Raw genomic sequence first — 18,544 nt, 5'->3', positions numbered from 1 at the left:
GAAACGCCTAGGATTTGTCTTGAAATTGCAATGCGGTTCATACTTTCGCTCGGCTTCATCTGCTCTATAAAGATGCCTGGTCTTGAAATGCGGGATTCGCGGAGGCCGCCGTGCCGGTGGCGCCCCGCTCCCTTGGAGCTCCGAGGATATGGAAAGACGTCTGGCTGCCATCGTCTGCGCCGATGTCGCCGGCTATTCCCGGATGATGGGCACTGACGAGGCCGGCACCCATGCCGTCTTCAAGGCCCACCGCAGCGCGATCCACCCCATTATCCTCAATCATGGCGGCCGTGTCGTCAAAAACACCGGCGACGGCTTCCTGCTGGAGTTTCCCTCCATCGTCGGCGCCACGGAGGCGGCAATCGCGATGCAGGTGCTGATGGCGGAGCGCAATCATCATCTGCCCGCCGACCGCGCCATGCAGTTCCGGCTCGGCATCCACATGGGCGACGTCATCGCCGACGAGGACGAGGTGTTCGGTGACGATGTCAACATCGCCGTCCGCCTGGAAGCGGTGGCGAGCCCCGGGGGTTTCGCCATCTCGGCCAAGGCTTACCGCGAGGCCAGCAAGCATCTGACCGTGGCGCTGGTCGATGGCGGCAACCACCGCTTCAAGAACATCAAGGATCCGATCGGGGTCTGGACCTGGACGCCCGACGGCGCGCCAGCACTTGCGCCCGAGTTGAAGGAAGGATCGGCGTTCTCGCAACCCTACCGCACCGCGATCGTCGGCGTGCTGCCCTTCGCCAACCTCAGCGACGCCCAGGACGAATATTTCTCCGACGGCCTGACCGAGGATCTGATCCACGCGCTGTCGCTGCAATCGTTCTACCGCGTGCTGAGCCGCAACTCGACCTTTGCCTTCAAGGGCAAGAACGCGAGCACCCGCGTGATCGCGCGCGAGATCGACGCCACCTATCTGATCCAGGGCTCGGTGCGGCGCGCCGGCGCCAAGATCCGCGTCACAGCCGAGCTGATCGCCCCCGAAACCGGCGAGCAGCTCTGGACCGGCCGCTACGACCGCGACATCGGCGACTTCTTCGCCATGCAGGACGAGATCACGACCAATCTGTCCGCGGCCATCGCCACCGAGATCGTCCGGGCCGAGGCCTCCGCGCCCGCGCGCCCGACCAACGACGTCACTGCCTGGGACCGCTTCTTGAAGGGCCTGTCGCATTATTACCGGCAGACCAAGGAAGATCTGGGCGCAGCCGTTGAGCTGTTCCGGGAGGCGATCGCGCTCGATCCCAAGCTGTCGATTGCACACGCCTATCTCGCCACGATCCAGATCCAGAGCATCCAGTTCGGCTGGGTCAAGGGCACGCGCGAGATGTGGACCGAAGCGATGCGGCTTGCCGAAACCAGCGTCCGGCTCGACCCGCGCTCGTCCTTTGCGTTCTCGATCCTGTCCTGGGCGCACGCGATGGAAGGCCATGACGAGGCGGCGATGGATGCCGCCAAGCGCGCCGTGGCCCTCAACCCCTACGACATGGGCGCGCGCGGCGTGCTCGGCATCTGCCATTTCGTCATCGGCCAGCACCGCCAGGCGATCGAACTGTTTTCGATGGCCGCCCAGCGCGACAACAGCGATCCGCGTTATCAATGGGCGGCGCTGACCGCCTTCAGCCACTATCTCGTCCGCCAATACGACGCGACCTTGTCCTGGGCCCGCGAGCAGCTCTACATCAACCCGAACCACATGCAGGCCCTCGCGATCCGCGCCGCGGCGCTGGCGCAATTGGGCCGGACCGACGAGGCGGCAGAAGCGGCCAGCGTGCTGATGAGCAATTACCCGACCCTCAATGTCGACCGCCATTTGCGGAATTTTCACTGGAAGCGGCCAGAGGACATCGCGCATTACCGCGAGGGTCTGCTGAAGGCGGGCGTGCCCGCCAGCAAGCTCACGCTGGTCCAGAGCGAGCTCAGGCGCGCAGCCGAATCCTGAGGATGAGCTGGCGCGTGCGCCGCAATCTCACCAACGGCTTTATTGACACAACGGTGTCCACACGCTGAAGTAGTATGGCCCGCTGTCGGTTTGTTAGAACTTTCCGCGCTGTATCGGCGCGTCCATATTTCACGATTCGCTGTTTTCAGGATTTTGGGGCATGAACGATTCCGTCTCGAAGCCGCCCGTCGATCCCTCGACCCAGGTCTCGCCGAACAATCCCTGCCCGTTCCTGCGCGGCCTCGTGGGCGAAGGCTTCGTCGACGGCGGAACGGTGCCACTTCGGACGCTGTCGCAGACCATCGCAAATGCGAGCGGCGAGACTGGAGCGAAAAAGACGCTGGCGCGCATCCAGGTCCGTGGCGTTGCGCTGATCGCCAACGGCGCCTGTCACATCCTGCAGAGTATCTTCTGGGGAGCGCAGCTCAACCGCTTGCGCGGCGGCCCGCTCGACAAGCTCGGCGCCGGCTCACGCATCCTCGGCGTCGACGGGCGCGTCAACGAAGACGAGATCGCGCGGCTCGCCGGTTTCGGCGCCAGCTGTGTAGATCCCGATGGCGGCACCGAGGTCGGGCTCAACGCCTCGCAGATCGAGATGTTCATGAAGGACAATCTCAAGCGCGCCGGCAACCAGGCGCGCTGGTACTACCCGATGCTGATGAAGTTCGAATGGCCGATCCTGCTCAAGATCATGGGCAAGGGTCAGGGAGACGATCGCTATCTCAGCGTGGCCGAGGTGAGGACATTGTTCAATGAGCGCAAATTCCCCGACAGGATCACCCGGCGGGTCCTCAGCCAGCCGGTCACCCCGCCCTCGCTGATCTTGCGCGCGGGCGCTGGACTGGTCGCAGCGCTTCTTGTTTTTGGCATCGTGACGTTGCGCTTTCCCGATCAATTCCAGCCGCTGCTGCCCCACGTCGTCGGCCAATTCGTCGCCCCGCCATTGCCGAAGCTTGTCGAACCCCGCGCCGCGTACTGGCTCGAGCAGAACTGGGCGCTGGAGGACCGGCACTGGTTTCATCACGCCAGCCAGGGCACTGCGACCTTCCCGGTGCCCTATGGCTGGTTCATGGCGCTGGAGCAGCCGCGGCTTCACTTCTTCGCAAAGCCCGGGATGTTGCATGACAGCGACCATCTGCAGCGCTTCGGCTTCATCCCGAGCCCGCAGACGATCAACACCGACGACGCAACGTTGCGCCACTTCGGCTATGCCAATGTCTACGACAAGACCAAGCCGGTGCCGGCGCGGTTGTGGGATCCGCCGGTCAACTGGGGCGCCCAGGTTGAAAACGTCGACGGCCTGCCCGTCGGCTTTGCACGCATGACGGGCGTGGCCGATCCCGCGACCGGCAAGGTCGGCGAAGACCGGATCGGCCTGACTTGCGCCGCCTGCCACACCGGCCAGATCCACTACAAGGGCATCGACATCCGCTTCGATGGCGGCCCGGCGATGACGGACCTCAGGAAGCTCGAGATCACGACCGGCCTGTCGATCGCCTACACGCTGCTCGTGCCCGGTCGCTTCACCCGCTTCGCCGACCGCGTGCTCGGCCCCTCCGCCAGCGACGCGGACCGCGATGCGTTGAAGCAGAAGCTGAGTGCGATCGGCACATTCCTGAAAGACTGGGAAACCACCTACGACAAGACCATCGCAGGCAAGACGAGGCTCAACGAGAAGACGCAACGGGAGGAGCAGCAGCAGGACACCGAGGAAGGATACGGCCGCCTCGACGCGCTCAACCGCATCGGCAATCAGGTCTTTGCCCAGGACATGACGCTCAGCGGCATCAGCGGCTTCGAGAAGAATCTGCATGCCAAGGACGCGCCGGTCAGCTTCCCGCCGATCTGGACCGTGCCGTGGCTCAAATTCGCGCAATATGACGCCTCGATCGAACAACCGCTGATCCGCAATGCCGGCGAGGCGCTGGGCGTGACCGCGCTGCTTAATCTGTCCGACTCGACACCCAAGGACACGCTGTTCCGCTCCTCGATGGACATCAAGAATCTGAACTGGATCGAGGACCTGCTGAAGGGATCGGCGCCTCATCCGAAAAAACAGTTCTCCGGATTGACCTCACCGAAATGGCCCTCCGACATCATCGGCGATGCTGCCTGGAAGATCGATGAGGAGCGCGTCAAACGCGGCCGCCAGCTCTACGCGCAAATCTGCGTCGAATGCCATCTCGGTCCGGTCAACGATCCCGTGTTCGACGCCGAATTTCCGGAGAAGAGCGTCTGGGCCTCGCGATGGGAGACCATCGGGAACGACACATTGCTCAACGAGGTTCAGAAAGGCGTCAGAGGCATGGGAACCGATCCTGCACAGGCCAGCGTGCTGGCGACGCGTACGGTTCAGGTGCCGGGCTTTCTCAAGCTCGATCCCACGCAGAATCTCAACACGTGGTGGCAATGCAACCTGCCGGAGGTGTCTTCGACGGACATGCCCTATTCGCTCGGCCTGATGGTGCTCGTCGACATCGTCACCCGCAAGGCGATGAAGGACGCCAAGATCAGTCTGGAGGAGCAGGATGACTGGTGGGGCAAGCGCCAGAACTGCCCCAATCCCGGACCGCAGCCGCCGGACAAGCCGGAGAAGGGCCCTTGGTATCGCGCGCGCCCGCTCAACGGCGTCTGGGCCACCGCGCCGTACCTGCACAACGGATCGGTGCCCTCGCTCTACTGGATGTTGAGCCCCGCCGCCGAGCGCCCCAAATCGTTCTGCATGGGCGGCGGCCGCGACTACGATCCGAAGCAGGTGGGCTTCGCAGTCAGCGACGGCGAGAGCTGCAAGACCGGACAGTCGCGCTTCTCGACGCGAGCCTCTGACGGCACGGAGATGTACGGCAACAGCAATCTCGGCCATTCGTTCGAGGGCAACGGGCCGGCGCACAAGGACGGCGTCGTCGGCCGCGAACTCAAGGACCAGGAGCGCTACGATTTGATCGAGTATCTGAAGACGCTGTGAGGGCGCACCGTCATGGCGAGCGGAGGATGGGGCTCAGCCCCCTCACCCGAACAGCGGCGTGCCCGGCACGAATGCGTCGAACGCCGCCCAGAACTGGGAGCGGTAGCGGTCCTGCTCCTGGAGGATCTCGTGCTTGGAGCCGGCGATCACCAGATGCGAACCGGCGCGCAAATGATAGGCGAACTCCTCGATCGCCGCGGTCGAGACCACGGCATCGTTGGACGCCGCCAGCATCAGGATCGGCTGGCGGATTTCGGAGGGGTAGTTCACGCCCTTGAAGGTATGCATGGCGCGGAAGGCGGTATCGGCCCAGGCGACCGTCGGTGACGCGAGCCCCAGCGTCGGGTCCTCCTCCAGAATCGCGGCGTTGCGTGCATAGCGCACGGGATCGCTGGTCAGGGGATTGTTGATGAAGGGTGACAGTCCGGTGAGTTGCTCGCTGCCGCCGGGGACGTAGGCGCCGCCGCGCCCCATCATCCGCATCGCCTTCAACATGGCCCGCACCGGAAACGAGGTGGAGCGGCCGGGCAGATCGATCATCGGCGCCGACAGCACCATGCGGTCGAACCAGCGCTTGCCGGCATGGGCCAGGCGCAACAGCACCGCGCCGCCCATGGAATGGGCCAACGCGAAATATGGCGGCGGACAATCCGGCAGCACCACTTGCTGCACGAAGGCTTCGACGTCGATCTCATAGTCGGCGAAATTACGCACATAGCCCTTGCGCGGATCGCGCAGGCGGCGCGCCGAATGGCCCTGCCCGCGCCAGTCGACCATCGCCACGGCAAAACCGCGGTCGCGCAGGTCGCGCACGGTCTCGAAATATTTCTCGATCTGCTCGCTGCGCCCGGTGAAAACGCAGACCGTGCCCTTGCGGTTCGCCGGCGGCGCCCAGCGGGCGAACCGTAGCTCGACGCCATCGGGCGTCTTGATGGTGCCGCTGACGACGTGTTCGGGAACGGGGTTGGACGGAATCGAGACCAGCGTCATGATCGGAAGGGCTTGGCGCCAAGTGCTGTGAACAAGTGCTGCAAATCAAGGGGTGGGAGCGCCGAAAAGGGGCTGATTCCGCCCTCTTGAACGCCGTCTGGACCCACCCATATCATCTTCGTGCAGGCCGCTACCAGTGTTTCGGAACCGGAACATCAGGCTGCACACAGACTAAAGCCCGGCCCGATTGGCGGGCGGGTTAGCCAACAGTCGCTCAATGGAGGACTTGACCATGCGTACCTACGATCTCACCCCGTTCTATCGTTCCACCGTCGGCTTCGACCGTCTCTTCAACCTGCTCGATCAGACGAGCTCGGACGGCAGCCCCGGTTATCCCCCCTACAACATCGAGCGCACCGGCGAGAACGCCTACCGCATCACTGTTGCGGTCTCCGGCTTTGCCAAGGATGAGCTCTCCATCGTCGCGAAGGAAAACACGCTGACGATCAAGGGCGAGAAAGTCGCCAATGAGAACTCGAAAGCCGAGGTGCTCTATCGCGGCATCGCCGCCCGTGCCTTCGAGCGCGCCTTCCAGCTTGCCGACTTCGTGCAGGTGAAGGATGCCTCCCTCGAGAACGGGCTGCTCCACGTCGACCTCGTGCGCGAGATTCCCGAAGCCAAGAAGCCGCGCCAGATCGCGATCAACACCGGCGCTGCCAAGGCGCAGGTGATCGAGAGCAAGGCCGAGCAAGCCGCCGCCTAAGCCCGACGATAGCAACCAAGTTGCGAAAGCGCCCCGGTGCCCCGGGGCGTTTTTTTGTTTGAATCGCATGTCGTAAGGCAAACGCGCCCGAGGTCTTCGGGCGCCTTTGTTGGCTTCGAGCCTAGTCCAGCCCTTGCACTGCCGGCATCTCCTGTGTCGGCAAAATGGTCGGGGCCGGCTTGGCCTGGACGACGGCTGGAGCCGCGGCTTGCGGCGCGGCCTCGGCGGGTTTTGGCTGTATGGCTGCGGTCCGCTGCGCCAGTTGCGCAGCGGGCCTGGCGGCGGCCACCGGCGTCTCGGCGCGCGGCGGAGCCGCCTTCGGGAGCGGGACGGTGCGGCTGGCGACATGCGGGATCGGGGCCGGCGGGCGCGGCGGGCCGCCGCGGACCATGGTCGACGCCGGCAGCGCGCTTTGCGGCCGGTAAGGTGTGACCTGCGGCTCGTCATAAGCGGGCGCCATGCCATAGGCGTCGGCGGCCGGCATGAAGCGGATGATCCGGCCGTCGCGAGCGTCGATGACCAGCCGGCCGTCGTCGCCGCGGCGGTCGATTACCGCGATGGTGTAGACAGCGCCGCGCAGGCGCGGGATGCCGAGCGGGGAAAAGCCATTGTCGCGCAGCACGGCATAAACCTCGGTCGGTGGCAGCAGCACCGGCCCGGGGCCGCGCTCGGGATACCCATAGCCGTAACGCGGCGGCGGCAGAGCTTCAGGCGCGTAAGGTCCGTCGAAATCGGACACGGCAACATAGGCTCCTCCCGAAACTCCGCTCGCTGGAACCTGTGCCTGGGCGGCAGTTGCAGCCAGCGCCAGCGTGGCAGCAGCCACACATCCTGTGAAAAACTTCATGGTCGACACGCTCCTGTCAGGCCCCCCGGATGGTCGCACTCTTTCGCTTCTTGCGGCGTGGCGCGCCTTCCGAGGGGCTGAGGCGAAGCATCATTGGGGATTTCGGCGCAGCTTGGGCCGGATCAGGGCGCGTTTGCTTCAAAACCGGGGCCGCGCAACTTTCGGAAAGCGATTGGTTGAGATGTGAGGACTCGGGACTTCCGCGCGCTTGTGTGATAGACAAAAATTTGGCAAGGTGATGGTTAGGACAGGAAGACTGTCTCAATTTTGCTTGCGGTTCCGGCACAGGGATTGCAACGAAAGTCGGTGCTTCCGAGCACCATAAGGCAACAGGAAAAGCCGTTCTCGGGGACGAAGAACGCCTTGGCCTGAATTTAAGAAAATGCGGCTCGCCAGCGGACGAGCGGTGACCCAGAGGCGGGTGCCGCGGAACGCCCAAGGTGCGCCGAAGATGGCGGTGAGACAGCTTGCCGCACGGAGAGGATTGGAACAATGAACGGGTCGCAATTCGAGCGCGGAAACATCGTGGCAGAAGAGCTGTCGGCGACGGTCGCCTCGAAAACGACTGATCCGATTCAGGAACACAATTCACGGCCCAAGGCCGAGGGTCTCTACGATCCGAGCCTGGAGAAGGATTCCTGCGGCGTCGGCTTCATCGCCAACATCAAGGGCCAGAAGTCGCACGCGATCGTCTCGGACGCGCTCAGCATCCTCTGCAACCTCGAGCATCGCGGGGCCGTCGGCGCCGATCCGCGCGCCGGTGACGGCGCCGGCATCCTGGTGCAGATCCCGCACGCCTTCTTCAGCCGCAAGGCCAAGGAGAACAAGTTCGAGCTGCCGGCGCCGGGCGAATATGCCATCGGCGCGCTGTTCATGCCGCGCGACACCGCCTGGCGCAACGTCATCAAGAGCATCATCGCCGACCAGATCAAGGAAGAGGGCCTGACCCTGCTCGGCTGGCGCGATGTGCCGACCGACAATTCCTCGCTCGGCGTCACCGTGAAGCCGACCGAGCCCGCCTGCATGCAGGTGTTCATCGGCCGCAACGGCACGGCCAAGACCGAGGATGAGTTCGAGCGCCGGCTCTACATCCTGCGCAAATCGATCTCGCAGGCGATCTATCAGCGCCGCGACCGCGGCCTTGCCGGCTATTACCCGTGCTCGATGTCCTGCCGGACCGTGATCTACAAGGGCATGTTCCTGGCCGACCAGCTCGGCAAGTATTATCCCGATCTGCACGAGAAGGATTTCGAGAGCGCGCTCGCGCTCGTGCACCAGCGCTTCTCGACCAACACCTTCCCGGCGTGGTCGCTGGCGCATCCCTACCGCATGATTGCGCATAACGGCGAGATCAACACGCTGCGCGGCAACACCAACTGGATGGCGGCGCGCCAGGCTTCTGTGAGCTCCGAGCTTTACGGCAAGGACATCAGCCGGCTCTGGCCGATCTCCTATGAAGGCCAGTCGGACACCGCCTGCTTCGACAACGCGCTCGAATTCCTGGTGCAGGGCGGCTACTCGCTGCCGCACGCCGTGATGATGATGATCCCGGAGGCGTGGGCCGGCAATCCCCTGATGGATGAGAAGCGCCGCGCCTTCTACGAATATCATGCCGCGCTGATGGAGCCGTGGGACGGCCCCGCCGCGATCGCCTTCACCGATGGCCGCCAGATCGGCGCCACGCTCGACCGCAACGGGTTGCGGCCGGCACGTTATCTCGTGACCAAGGACGATCGCATCGTGATGGCGTCCGAAATGGGCGTGCTGACGATCCCCGAGGACCAGATCATCACCAAGTGGCGCTTGCAGCCCGGCAAGATGCTGCTGGTCGACCTCGAACAGGGCCGCCTGATCCCTGACGACGAGATCAAGGCCGATCTCGCCAAGAGCCATCCCTACAAGGAGTGGCTGGAGCGAACCCAGATCGTGCTGGAAGATCTGCCGAAGGTTCCGACCACGGGCGTCCGCTCGAACCTGTCGCTGCTCGATCGCCAGCAGGCGTTCGGCTACAGCCAGGAAGACATCGCGATCCTGATGACGCCGATGGCGGCCACCGGTGAAGAGGCTGCCGGGTCGATGGGCAACGACACGCCGATCTCGGCGCTGTCGGCCAAGGCCAAGCCGCTGTTCACCTACTTCAAGCAGAACTTCGCGCAGGTCACCAACCCGCCGATCGACCCGATCCGCGAGGAGCTGGTGATGAGCCTGGTCTCCATCATCGGACCGCGGCCGAACCTGTTCGACCTGCAGGGCCTTGCCACCACCAAGCGCCTTGAAGCGCGCCAACCGATCCTGACCGATGTGGACCTCGAAAAGATTCGGTCGATCTCGGACGTGGCTGACTCCCACTTCAAGTCGCGCACGCTGGACACCACCTTCCACGCCGGTCTCGGTGCGGCCGGCATGGACCAGGTCCTGGACGAGCTCTGCGCGCGTGCGGAAAGCGCGGTGCGCGAGGGCGTCAACATCATCATCCTGTCCGACCGCATGGTCGGCACCGACCGGGTTGCGATCCCGTCGCTGCTGGCCTGCGCCTCCGTGCACCACCACCTGATCCGCACGGGCCTGCGCACCTCGGTCGGTCTCGTCGTCGAATCCGGCGAGCCTCGCGAAGTGCATCACTTCGCCTGCCTGGCGGGCTACGGCGCCGAAGCGATCAATCCGTACCTCGCGTTCGAAACCATCATCGCGATGAAGGACCGCCTCCCCGGCTCGCTCGACGATTACGAGATCGTCAAGCGCTACATCAAGTCGATCGGCAAGGGCCTCTTGAAGGTGATGTCCAAGATGGGCATCTCGACCTACCAGTCCTATTGCGGCGCGCAGATCTTCGACGCGGTCGGCCTCAAGGCTGATTTCGTCGCGAAGTTCTTCGCCGGCACGCATACCCGCGTCGAGGGCGTGGGCCTGGCCGAGATCGCGGAAGAGGCCGTGCGCCGGCATGCCGACGCGTTCGGCGAGGCGCTGGTCTACAAGAGCGCGCTCGACGTCGGCGGCGAATATGCCTATCGCAGCCGCGGCGAGGACCATGCCTGGACTGCGGAATCGGTCGGCCTGCTGCAGCACGCCGCGCGCGGCAACTCGCTGGAGCGCTACCGAGCCTTCGCCAAGATCCTCAACGAGCAGTCGGAGCGTCTCCTGACGCTGCGCGGCCTGTTCCGGATCAAGAACGCGGATGAAGAGAAGCGTAAGCCCATCCCGCTCGAGCAGGTCGAGCCGGCCAAGGACATCGTCAAGCGTTTCGCCACTGGCGCGATGAGCTTCGGCTCGATCTCGCGCGAGGCGCATACGACGCTCGCGATCGCCATGAACCGGATCGGCGGCAAGTCGAACACCGGCGAAGGCGGCGAGGAAGCCGACCGCTTCAAGCCGATGCCGAACGGTGATTCCATGCGTTCGGCGATCAAGCAGGTCGCCTCGGGCCGCTTCGGCGTCACCACGGAGTATCTCGTCAACTCCGACATGATGCAGATCAAGATGGCGCAAGGCGCCAAGCCCGGCGAAGGCGGCCAGCTGCCCGGCCACAAGGTCGACGCCACCATCGCCAAGGTCCGGCACTCGACGCCGGGCGTCGGCCTGATCTCGCCGCCGCCGCACCACGACATCTACTCGATCGAGGATCTCGCGCAGCTGATCTACGACCTCAAGAACGTCAACCCGACGGGCGACGTCTCGGTCAAGCTCGTCTCCGAGATCGGCGTCGGCACCGTGGCTGCGGGCGTCGCCAAGGCGCGCGCCGATCATGTCACGATCGCGGGTTTCGAAGGGGGCACCGGCGCTTCGCCGCTGACCTCGATCAAGCACGCAGGTTCGCCGTGGGAGATCGGGCTTGCCGAAACCCACCAGACGCTGGTGCGCGAGCGGCTGCGCAGCCGCATCGTGGTGCAGGTCGACGGCGGCTTCCGCACCGGCCGCGACGTCGTGATCGGTGCGTTGCTGGGCGCCGACGAGTTCGGCTTCGCCACCGCGCCCTTGATTGCGGCCGGCTGCATCATGATGCGCAAGTGCCATCTCAACACCTGCCCGGTCGGCGTCGCGACGCAGGATCCCGTCCTGCGCAAGCGCTTCACCGGCCAACCCGAGCACGTGATCAACTACTTCTTCTTCGTCGCGGAGGAAGTCCGCGAGATCATGGCCTCGCTCGGCTTCCGCACCTTCAACGAGATGGTCGGCCAGGTTCAACTGCTCGACCAGACCAAGCTGGTGGCGCACTGGAAGGCCAAGGGCCTCGATTTCTCGAAGCTGTTCGTCAAGCAGAAGGAAGAGAAGGGCCAGAAGATCTATCACTCCGAGCGCCAGAACCATCATCTGGAGGCGGTGCTCGACCGCACGCTGATCGAGAAGGCGCAGCCTTCGCTCGATCGCGGCGCGCCGGTGAAGATCGAAGCCAGGATCAACAGCACCAACCGCTCCGCGGGCGCGATGCTGTCGGGCGCGGTGGCCAAGATCTACGGCCATGCCGGCCTGCCGCAAGACACCATCCATGTCAGCCTCAAGGGCACGGCCGGCCAGGCCTTCGGCGCCTGGCTCGCCAACGGCGTCACCTTCGAGCTCGAAGGCGAAGCCAACGACTATGTCGGCAAGGGCCTCTCGGGCGGCAAGATCATCGTCAAGCCGCCGGCCGACAGCGGCATCGTGCCGGAAGAAAGCATCATCGTCGGCAACACCGTGATGTACGGCGCCATTCAGGGCGAGTGCTACTTCCGCGGCGTCGCCGGCGAACGCTTTGCCGTGCGCAACTCGGGCGCGGTCGCAGTGGTCGAAGGCGCGGGCGATCATTGCTGCGAATACATGACCGGCGGCATCGTGGTCGTACTCGGCAAGACCGGGCGCAATTTCGCGGCCGGCATGTCGGGCGGCATCGCCTACGTGCTGGACGAGACCGGCGAGTTCAACAAGCTGTGCAACATGGCGATGGTCGAGCTCGAGCCGGTGCTGTCGGAGGAGATGATCAACGCCGACACCTACCATCACTCCGGTGACCTCGAGGCGCATGGCCGGGTCGACGTGTTCAAGGATCTGCTCGACTCCGACGTCGAGCGTCTGCACGTGCTGATCTCGCGCCACGCGAAGGCAACCGGCTCCAAGCGCGCCGCCGACATCCTTGCCAATTGGAAGGAATGGCTGTCCAAGTTCCGCAAGGTGATGCCGGTCGAGTACCGGCGCGCACTGCGCGAAATGGCCGCCAATGCGGACGCCGAGCCGAAAATCGCGATCGGGGCGTAAGGCACAAGGCATCACACCCCGTCATTGCGGGCGTAGCGAAGCAATCCAGAAACTCTCCACGGAAACAGACTGGATTGCTTCGTCGCTTCGCTCCTCGCAATGACGGCGGGGAACAAACAAAACGACTAAGCGGCAGGGACTTCGGGTTTAATGGGCAAGATCACGGGTTTTCTCGAAATCGAACGGCATGACCGCAAGTACACGCCGGTCGCCGAGCGCGTGAAGCATTACAACGAGTTCGTCGTTCCCTTGACCGAGAAGGAAACGCGCGACCAGGCCGCACGCTGCATGAACTGCGGCATTCCCTATTGCCACGGCACCGGCTCGGTCGCGCCGGGCACGCCCGGCTGCCCGGTCAACAACCAGATCCCCGACTGGAACGACCTCGTCTACCAGGGCAATTGGGAAGAAGCCTCGCGCAATCTGCACTCGACCAACAATTTCCCTGAATTCACCGGCCGCATTTGTCCCGCGCCGTGCGAAGCGTCCTGCACGCTCAACATCGACGACAACCCTGTCACCATCAAGACCATCGAATGCGCGATCGTCGACCGCGCCTGGGACAATGGCTGGCTGACGCCTGAAGTCGCAGCCATCAAGACCGGCAAGAAGGTCGCCGTGATCGGCTCCGGTCCCGCCGGCATGGCGTGCGCACAGCAGCTCGCCCGCGCGGGTCACGACGTCCATGTCTACGAGAAATACGCCAAGGCCGGCGGACTGCTGCGCTACGGCATCCCCGACTTCAAGATGGAGAAGGGCGTCATCGACCGCCGCGTCAAGCAGATGGAAGGCGAAGGCGTCACCTTCCACTACAACAGTCATGTCGGCGTCGATGGCAATGTCGATCCGCGCGAGATGCTCAACCAGTACGACGCGATCGCGCTGACCGGTGGCGCGGAAGCCCCGCGCGATCTGCCGATCCCCGGCCGCGAGTTCGACGGCATCCACTACGCCATGGATTTCCTGCCGCAGCAGAACCGCCGCGTGTCCAACGAGCCGCTGAACGGCGTCAAGGACATCCTGGCCGGCGGCAAGCATGTCGTCGTCATCGGCGGCGGCGACACCGGATCTGACTGCATCGGCACCTCGCTGCGCCAGGGCGCGCTGTCGGTGACACAGCTCGAGATCATGCCCGCCCCGCCCGAGCGCGAAAACAAGGGCCTGACCTGGCCGAACTGGCCGCTGAAGATGCGCACGTCCTCGAGCCAGGCCGAAGGCGCGATCCGCGAATTCGCCGTGCTGACGCAGAAGTTCTCGGGCGAGAACGGCAAGGTCAGGAAGCTGCACTGCGTGCGCGTCGACGACAAGTTCAAGCCGATCGAAGGCACCGAGTTCGAGCTCGATGCCGAGCTCGTCCTGCTCGCAATGGGTTTTGTGCATCCCGTGCACGAAGGCCTCTTGAAGCAGCTCGCCGTCGACCTCGACCCGCGCGGCAACGTCAAGGCCAACACGCTGGACTACCAGACCTCGCGCCCGAACGTGTTCTCCGCCGGCGACATGCGCCGCGGCCAGTCGCTGGTGGTCTGGGCCATCCGTGAAGGCCGGCTGTGCGCGCGGTCGATCGACACGTTCCTGATGGGGAAGACGGACCTGCCGCGCTGAATTTTTTGCTCGGCCAAATCAGCAAACGGTGTCATCGCCCGGCTTGACCGGGCGATACAGTATTCCAGAGACCTCAGACGAATACGGATGGGCCGCGGCGTACTGGATGCCCCGGTCGAGCCGGGGCATGACTGCGGAGCGCGTGGTAGCGGCGGCGCATCACGCGACGCGCGCCACCACAGCCGCCTAATTCTGCAGCCTCACCCCCAGCATCACCACAGTGCCCTGCGAACTCGCGCCAGCGACGTTCGAATCCAGGATGTCGTGACGCAGCGTGCCCTTTATCCAGACGTTGCGGTTGAGCTTGTAGATCAGGTTGCCTTCGAGCGAGTAGGTCTTGTCGTTGCGATTCTGGCCCTGATAGTCGTAGGTGCCGTAGGTGAACTTGCCGATCGCGGTGAGCCAGCGGCGGAAGTCGTGGTCGACTTCGGCGGCATAGGTGTGCACCAGCACGCCGGAGGAGCCGGGAATCGTGGTTTCGGCGATCTGCGTGTCGGTGTTGAACTTCACCGTCGTCAGCCCGCTGGCGTTCCAGATCAGCGAGCCCGAGGTGAGGAAGCCCGAGAGCTGGCTCAGCCGCGGGTCGACATAGTTGCGCGCGGAATAGCCGACCGAGACTTCGCCCGTGAGGATGCGCGAGAACTCGAAGGACGAGCCGACCTTGGCATAGCCGCCGGATGAATCGCGCAAATAGCCGTTGCGGTCGGCCGCCTGGTCGTGAATGCGGTTGTCGCCCTCGATCTCGACGAACGGTTTCAGACCCGGCTTGAGCTCGTAGGAGAAACGCCCGACACCGCCATACTGGTTGAAGTCGCGGTCGTCGTTGCTGAAGCTCGAACCGTCGGTGAGCTTTGAATCCGTGTACGCGGTACGATCGACGGTGGCGCCGGCGGCGACCTCGAAGCGATTAAAAGTCTGGTCGAAGCCGAAAGTGCCGCCATAGGTGGCGTAGACAGGATATTTCTGCAAACCGGCCTGCACGTTCGGGCTGCCGGGATTGTCGGTGGCGAGCCGCAGGCGCAGCTGCGACGTCAGCTTGAGATCGCGATCGACGTCGAAGCGGCCGTCGACATGGCCGGTGAAGTCAGGGCGGTTGATCTCGACCGGCGAGGGCGAAGGAAGCCCATCGATCGTCGCCGGCATGTTGTTGGTGTAGCCGGAGAACGAGCCGCGTAAATCCGCCACCAGCGCGTGGCGTTCCCAGTCCGACATCACCAGCAGGTCAGGCGCGACGACATAGACGGGCGAACCAACGGGCTTTTGCAGGCGCGCGGGATTGCTGTCGTAGCCGGTGGAGAGCTCGAGCCCGCCCTTGATCAGGAAACTGCCGGCGTAGTCGCCGACCGCACCGAACGCATCGTCGTCGACCTTGAGGCGACGACGCTGCGGCTGGCCGGGGACGGTGCCGGCCATCGCCGGCGGCAGCGGCGTCTTGTGCGCGGTCTCCGACGGTGGCGGCGCGATGCGCGGAGGGCCAAGAGGAGAGCCAAGACTCGCGTCCGGCGTCGCCGGCGGCACCGGCGACCCCGGGCCTGCGGGCTTCCTGGGCTTCGGCTGGCCCGGATAGAGCTTTAGCTGCTGGCGCTTGCGGTTGAGCGAGTCGTAACCGGAGTTGCTCGCGCCGTTGGCCGCGGGCAGGCCATAGACCGGGACTTGGGCGATTCGCGATGGCGCGGCTGTCTCGCTTCGCTTGCGCGGATCGTCATTGGGGTCCGGCGGCTGCGGAATCGCGTCCGAGGGTGCCTGCGGGACGCTCGCCGTGCGCCGCGTCGGCAGCGTGTCAGGCGAGACGAAGCCGCCGCGGGTGGGATTGAACAGGTCCGGCGTGACGCTCTGGGCGGTCGCGGGCGCGCTTTCCAGCGCGGTCAGCAGCAGGCATGGCAAAGCGGCGCGAAGGAGTTGCGCGCGCTTGCTCCGGCCCCTGCCTGGAGGCGACCCCACGATGGAATAACTCCAACAAAATCAGACACTTCACTGATGACCTCGCGCGGGCACGCGGGAACCATCCTTGATGGAGTTAAAACAATTATGGTTAATGACCCGTTGAGGTCCTGGCGCCCGCGTCGCCTCGAAGGTCCGGGCATGCTAAGGGAGACGCCAACGGGCCGACGCCCCTCCTCCCTGGACCAGAACATGCCGAGTTCGAAACCGCTGATGACCCAATCATCCGGCCCCACTCCTGACAGCGTCGAATCCGCGCTCCGCACGCTGGAGACGGAGAGCGGCGGCATCAGCGCGCTCGCCGCGGCGCTGCGCGGTCCGCTCGGCGAGGCCTTTGCGAGGGCGGTCGATCTGATCCGCAACGCCAAGGGCCGCGTCATCGTCACCGGCCTCGGCAAATCAGGCCACATGGCGCGCAAGATCGCGGCGACCCTCGCCTCGACCGGCACGCCGGCCTTCTTCGTTCACACCGCTGAAGCCGCCCATGGCGACCTCGGCATGATCACAACTGACGACGTCATCATGGCACTGTCCTGGTCCGGCGAGCAGCCGGAGATGAAGACGCTGGTGAACTATTCGGCGCGGTTTGCGATCCCGATGATCGCGGTGACGTCGAACGCGGCGTCTTCGCTCGGCCAAGCCGCCGACATCGTCATCGAGCTGCCGAAGGCACGCGAGGCCTGCCCGCACAATCTGGCGCCGACCACCTCGACCATGATGCTGGTCGCGATCGGTGACGCCATTGCGATTGCGCTGCTCGAAGGCCGCGGCTTCACCGCGCTGGAGTTCGCGCATTTCCATCCCGGCGGCAAGCTCGGCGCGATGCTGAAATTCGTCCGCGACTACATGCGCACCGGCGCGGAGATTCCAGTCAAGGCCCTGGGCACCAAGATGTCGGACGCGGTGGTGGAGATGTCGGCCAAGGGGCTCGGCTGCGTCTGCATCGTCAACGCCGCGAACGAGGCCGTGGGCATCATCACCGACGGCGATCTGCGCCGCCACATGCGGCCTGATCTTTTGACGGCGTCGGTCGATGACATCATGACCAGGCAGCCGAAGACCGTGCCGCCCTCGATGCTCGCGACCGAGATGATCGAGGTGCTGAACACCAGCAAGATCACGACGCTGGTGGTGACCGAGGCAGACAAGGTCGTCGGCATCGTGCATCTGCACGATCTGCTGCGGGCGGGCGTGGCGTAGGTCTCTCCCGTCATTGCGAGCGCAGCGAAGCAATCCAGAGTCTCTCCGCCGATTCTGGATTACTTCGTCGCAAGGGCTCCTCGCAATGACGCGTGGTTAGACTGTTGGAAACCGCGCCGCTTTCTCTTCCAGCGGCAGCTTCAGCCCGTTCGCCAGATACGACACCGTGCGGTAGAAGCCGCACAGCAGCATGATCTCCAGGATTTGCGCCTCGTCGTAGTGCGCCGACAGCGCAGCAAACTCCGCGTCGGTGAATGTCGCGCAGGTGTGCAGCGCGTCGACGGCCGCGATCAGCGCCTGCTCGGCCGGCGACCAGCAGGGTGAGGTCGCATCGCCCGCCACAGTCGCGCGGAGCTCGTCCTCGGTGAGCTTCGCCGCGCCAGCGAAAACGGCGACATGGATACCCCATTCATATTCGCAACCATTCAGCCCGCATGTGCGATCGATGACGATCTCGCGCTCGCGCAGGGAGAGTGGACCCGGATCAAGAAGGCCGCCGGCACGAAACTTGTCCCAGGCGCGGGCGTGGCCCGCCATGACCCGGAACAGCAGCAGCGGCGGCGCGCCGCGCATGATGCGGTCGAACTGGGCCTGGATCTCCGGGGGATAAGGCTGATCGAGCGGGGCGATACGCGGCCTCGGGGATGACATGGGCGCCTTCATTGCTACAATTAATGTAGCTTCACGCTACATTATCCGTAGCAGGATGCAAGAGGGGCGCGATGGCGAAACAGGAAAGCTCAGGGAAAGTCCGCGGCTCGCGCACCGGGCGGCCGATCATGGCGCTGCTCGACCTGCTCGGCCGGCGCTGGAGCCTGCGCATCCTGTGGGAGCTGCGCGAGAAGCCCCTCACCTCGCGTGCCTTGCGCACGGCCTGCGACGAGGCTTCCCCGACGGTGCTGCAGACGCGGCTGACGGAGTTGCGCGAGGCCGGGTTTGTGGAACTGGGCGACGGTGGCGGCTATGGGCTGACGCCGTTCGGGCGGGAATTGTGCGAGACATTCATGCCGCTGCACCGGTTTGCGGAGAGGTGGCGCAGCAAGACAGGTGTTTAGGGCCGGCGACACTGCCTCAACAGATTCGTCATTGCGAGCGAAGCGAAGTAGTCCAGAGTCTTTTCCGCGG

At 64.7% G+C, this 18,544-nt stretch carries 11 protein-coding genes; 7 read left to right on the top strand and 4 right to left on the bottom strand.

The window, feature by feature from the left end:
- Positions 1–148: 148 nt before the first annotated feature.
- Both BM222_RS28045 and BM222_RS28040 read left to right on the top strand, forming a co-directional pair.
- The gene (locus BM222_RS28045; RefSeq protein ID WP_092235317.1) at positions 149–1,945 is read left to right on the top strand and encodes an adenylate/guanylate cyclase domain-containing protein; all 1,797 of its coding nucleotides are present in this window, start codon (positions 149–151) and stop codon (positions 1,943–1,945) included.
- Positions 1,946–2,105: 160 nt separating this feature from the next.
- Positions 2,106–4,910, top strand: a complete 2,805-nt coding sequence (locus BM222_RS28040) for a c-type cytochrome (RefSeq protein ID WP_092235314.1) — start codon at positions 2,106–2,108, stop codon at positions 4,908–4,910.
- Positions 4,911–4,952: 42 nt separating this feature from the next.
- On the opposite strand, the gene BM222_RS28035 is transcribed toward BM222_RS28040, so the two are convergent.
- Positions 4,953–5,900: an alpha/beta fold hydrolase gene (locus BM222_RS28035; protein ID WP_092235311.1), complete on the bottom strand. Its 948-nt coding sequence runs from the start codon at positions 5,898–5,900 to the stop codon at positions 4,953–4,955.
- A gap of 232 nt (positions 5,901–6,132) precedes the next feature.
- Here BM222_RS28035 and BM222_RS28030 point away from each other — a divergent pair, with 232 nt between their 5' ends.
- Positions 6,133–6,603, top strand: coding sequence for an Hsp20 family protein (locus tag BM222_RS28030; protein WP_177243510.1), 471 nt, complete (start codon positions 6,133–6,135; stop codon positions 6,601–6,603).
- Between the two features lie 121 nt (positions 6,604–6,724).
- On the opposite strand, the gene BM222_RS28025 is transcribed toward BM222_RS28030, so the two are convergent.
- Entirely contained in the window at positions 6,725–7,450 is a 726-nt protein-coding gene (locus BM222_RS28025; RefSeq protein ID WP_092235305.1) for a hypothetical protein, read from the bottom strand.
- 492 nt (positions 7,451–7,942) lie between these two features.
- Here BM222_RS28025 and gltB point away from each other — a divergent pair, with 492 nt between their 5' ends.
- Entirely contained in the window at positions 7,943–12,676 is a 4,734-nt protein-coding gene (gene gltB / locus BM222_RS28020; RefSeq protein WP_092235302.1) for a glutamate synthase large subunit, read from the top strand.
- Between the two features lie 150 nt (positions 12,677–12,826).
- Positions 12,827–14,278, top strand: a complete 1,452-nt coding sequence (locus tag BM222_RS28015) for a glutamate synthase subunit beta (protein ID WP_092235299.1) — start codon at positions 12,827–12,829, stop codon at positions 14,276–14,278.
- Between the two features lie 186 nt (positions 14,279–14,464).
- Here the strand turns inward: BM222_RS28015 and BM222_RS28010 are convergent, their stop codons facing one another.
- A complete protein-coding gene (locus BM222_RS28010; protein ID WP_092235296.1) occupies positions 14,465–16,219 on the bottom strand; it encodes an outer membrane beta-barrel protein in 1,755 nt (584 codons plus the stop codon).
- A gap of 192 nt (positions 16,220–16,411) precedes the next feature.
- Here BM222_RS28010 and BM222_RS28005 point away from each other — a divergent pair, with 192 nt between their 5' ends.
- Positions 16,412–17,419, top strand: coding sequence for a KpsF/GutQ family sugar-phosphate isomerase (locus tag BM222_RS28005; protein WP_177243509.1), 1,008 nt, complete (start codon positions 16,412–16,414; stop codon positions 17,417–17,419).
- Between the two features lie 96 nt (positions 17,420–17,515).
- On the opposite strand, the gene BM222_RS28000 is transcribed toward BM222_RS28005, so the two are convergent.
- Positions 17,516–18,070: a carboxymuconolactone decarboxylase family protein gene (locus tag BM222_RS28000; RefSeq protein WP_092235358.1), complete on the bottom strand. Its 555-nt coding sequence runs from the start codon at positions 18,068–18,070 to the stop codon at positions 17,516–17,518.
- 71 nt (positions 18,071–18,141) lie between these two features.
- Between BM222_RS28000 and BM222_RS27995 the strand changes: the two genes are divergently transcribed.
- Complete coding sequence (locus BM222_RS27995) at positions 18,142–18,474, top strand: winged helix-turn-helix transcriptional regulator (RefSeq protein ID WP_092235288.1); 333 nt, start codon at positions 18,142–18,144, stop codon at positions 18,472–18,474.
- The last annotated feature ends 70 nt before the right edge of the window (positions 18,475–18,544 follow it).

Source organism: Bradyrhizobium sp. Gha (assembly GCF_900113735.1).
GTDB lineage: Bacteria > Pseudomonadota > Alphaproteobacteria > Rhizobiales > Xanthobacteraceae > Bradyrhizobium.
This window is presented reverse-complemented; position numbering and strand designations above follow the sequence as displayed.

What these genes read in the sequence shown, in the direction of transcription:
- BM222_RS28045 (WP_092235317.1), top strand. Translation starts at nt 149, where the DNA reads ATGGAAAGACGTCTGGCTGCCATCGTCTGCGCCGATGTCGCCGGCTAT.
- BM222_RS28040 (WP_092235314.1), top strand. Translation starts at nt 2,106, where the DNA reads ATGAACGATTCCGTCTCGAAGCCGCCCGTCGATCCCTCGACCCAGGTC.
- BM222_RS28035 (WP_092235311.1), bottom strand. Translation starts at nt 5,900, where the DNA reads ATGACGCTGGTCTCGATTCCGTCCAACCCCGTTCCCGAACACGTCGTC.
- BM222_RS28030 (WP_177243510.1), top strand. Translation starts at nt 6,133, where the DNA reads ATGCGTACCTACGATCTCACCCCGTTCTATCGTTCCACCGTCGGCTTC.
- BM222_RS28025 (WP_092235305.1), bottom strand. Translation starts at nt 7,450, where the DNA reads ATGAAGTTTTTCACAGGATGTGTGGCTGCTGCCACGCTGGCGCTGGCT.
- gltB (WP_092235302.1), top strand. Translation starts at nt 7,943, where the DNA reads ATGAACGGGTCGCAATTCGAGCGCGGAAACATCGTGGCAGAAGAGCTG.
- BM222_RS28015 (WP_092235299.1), top strand. Translation starts at nt 12,827, where the DNA reads ATGGGCAAGATCACGGGTTTTCTCGAAATCGAACGGCATGACCGCAAG.
- BM222_RS28005 (WP_177243509.1), top strand. Translation starts at nt 16,412, where the DNA reads ATGCCGAGTTCGAAACCGCTGATGACCCAATCATCCGGCCCCACTCCT.
- BM222_RS28000 (WP_092235358.1), bottom strand. Translation starts at nt 18,070, where the DNA reads ATGTCATCCCCGAGGCCGCGTATCGCCCCGCTCGATCAGCCTTATCCC.
- BM222_RS27995 (WP_092235288.1), top strand. Translation starts at nt 18,142, where the DNA reads ATGGCGAAACAGGAAAGCTCAGGGAAAGTCCGCGGCTCGCGCACCGGG.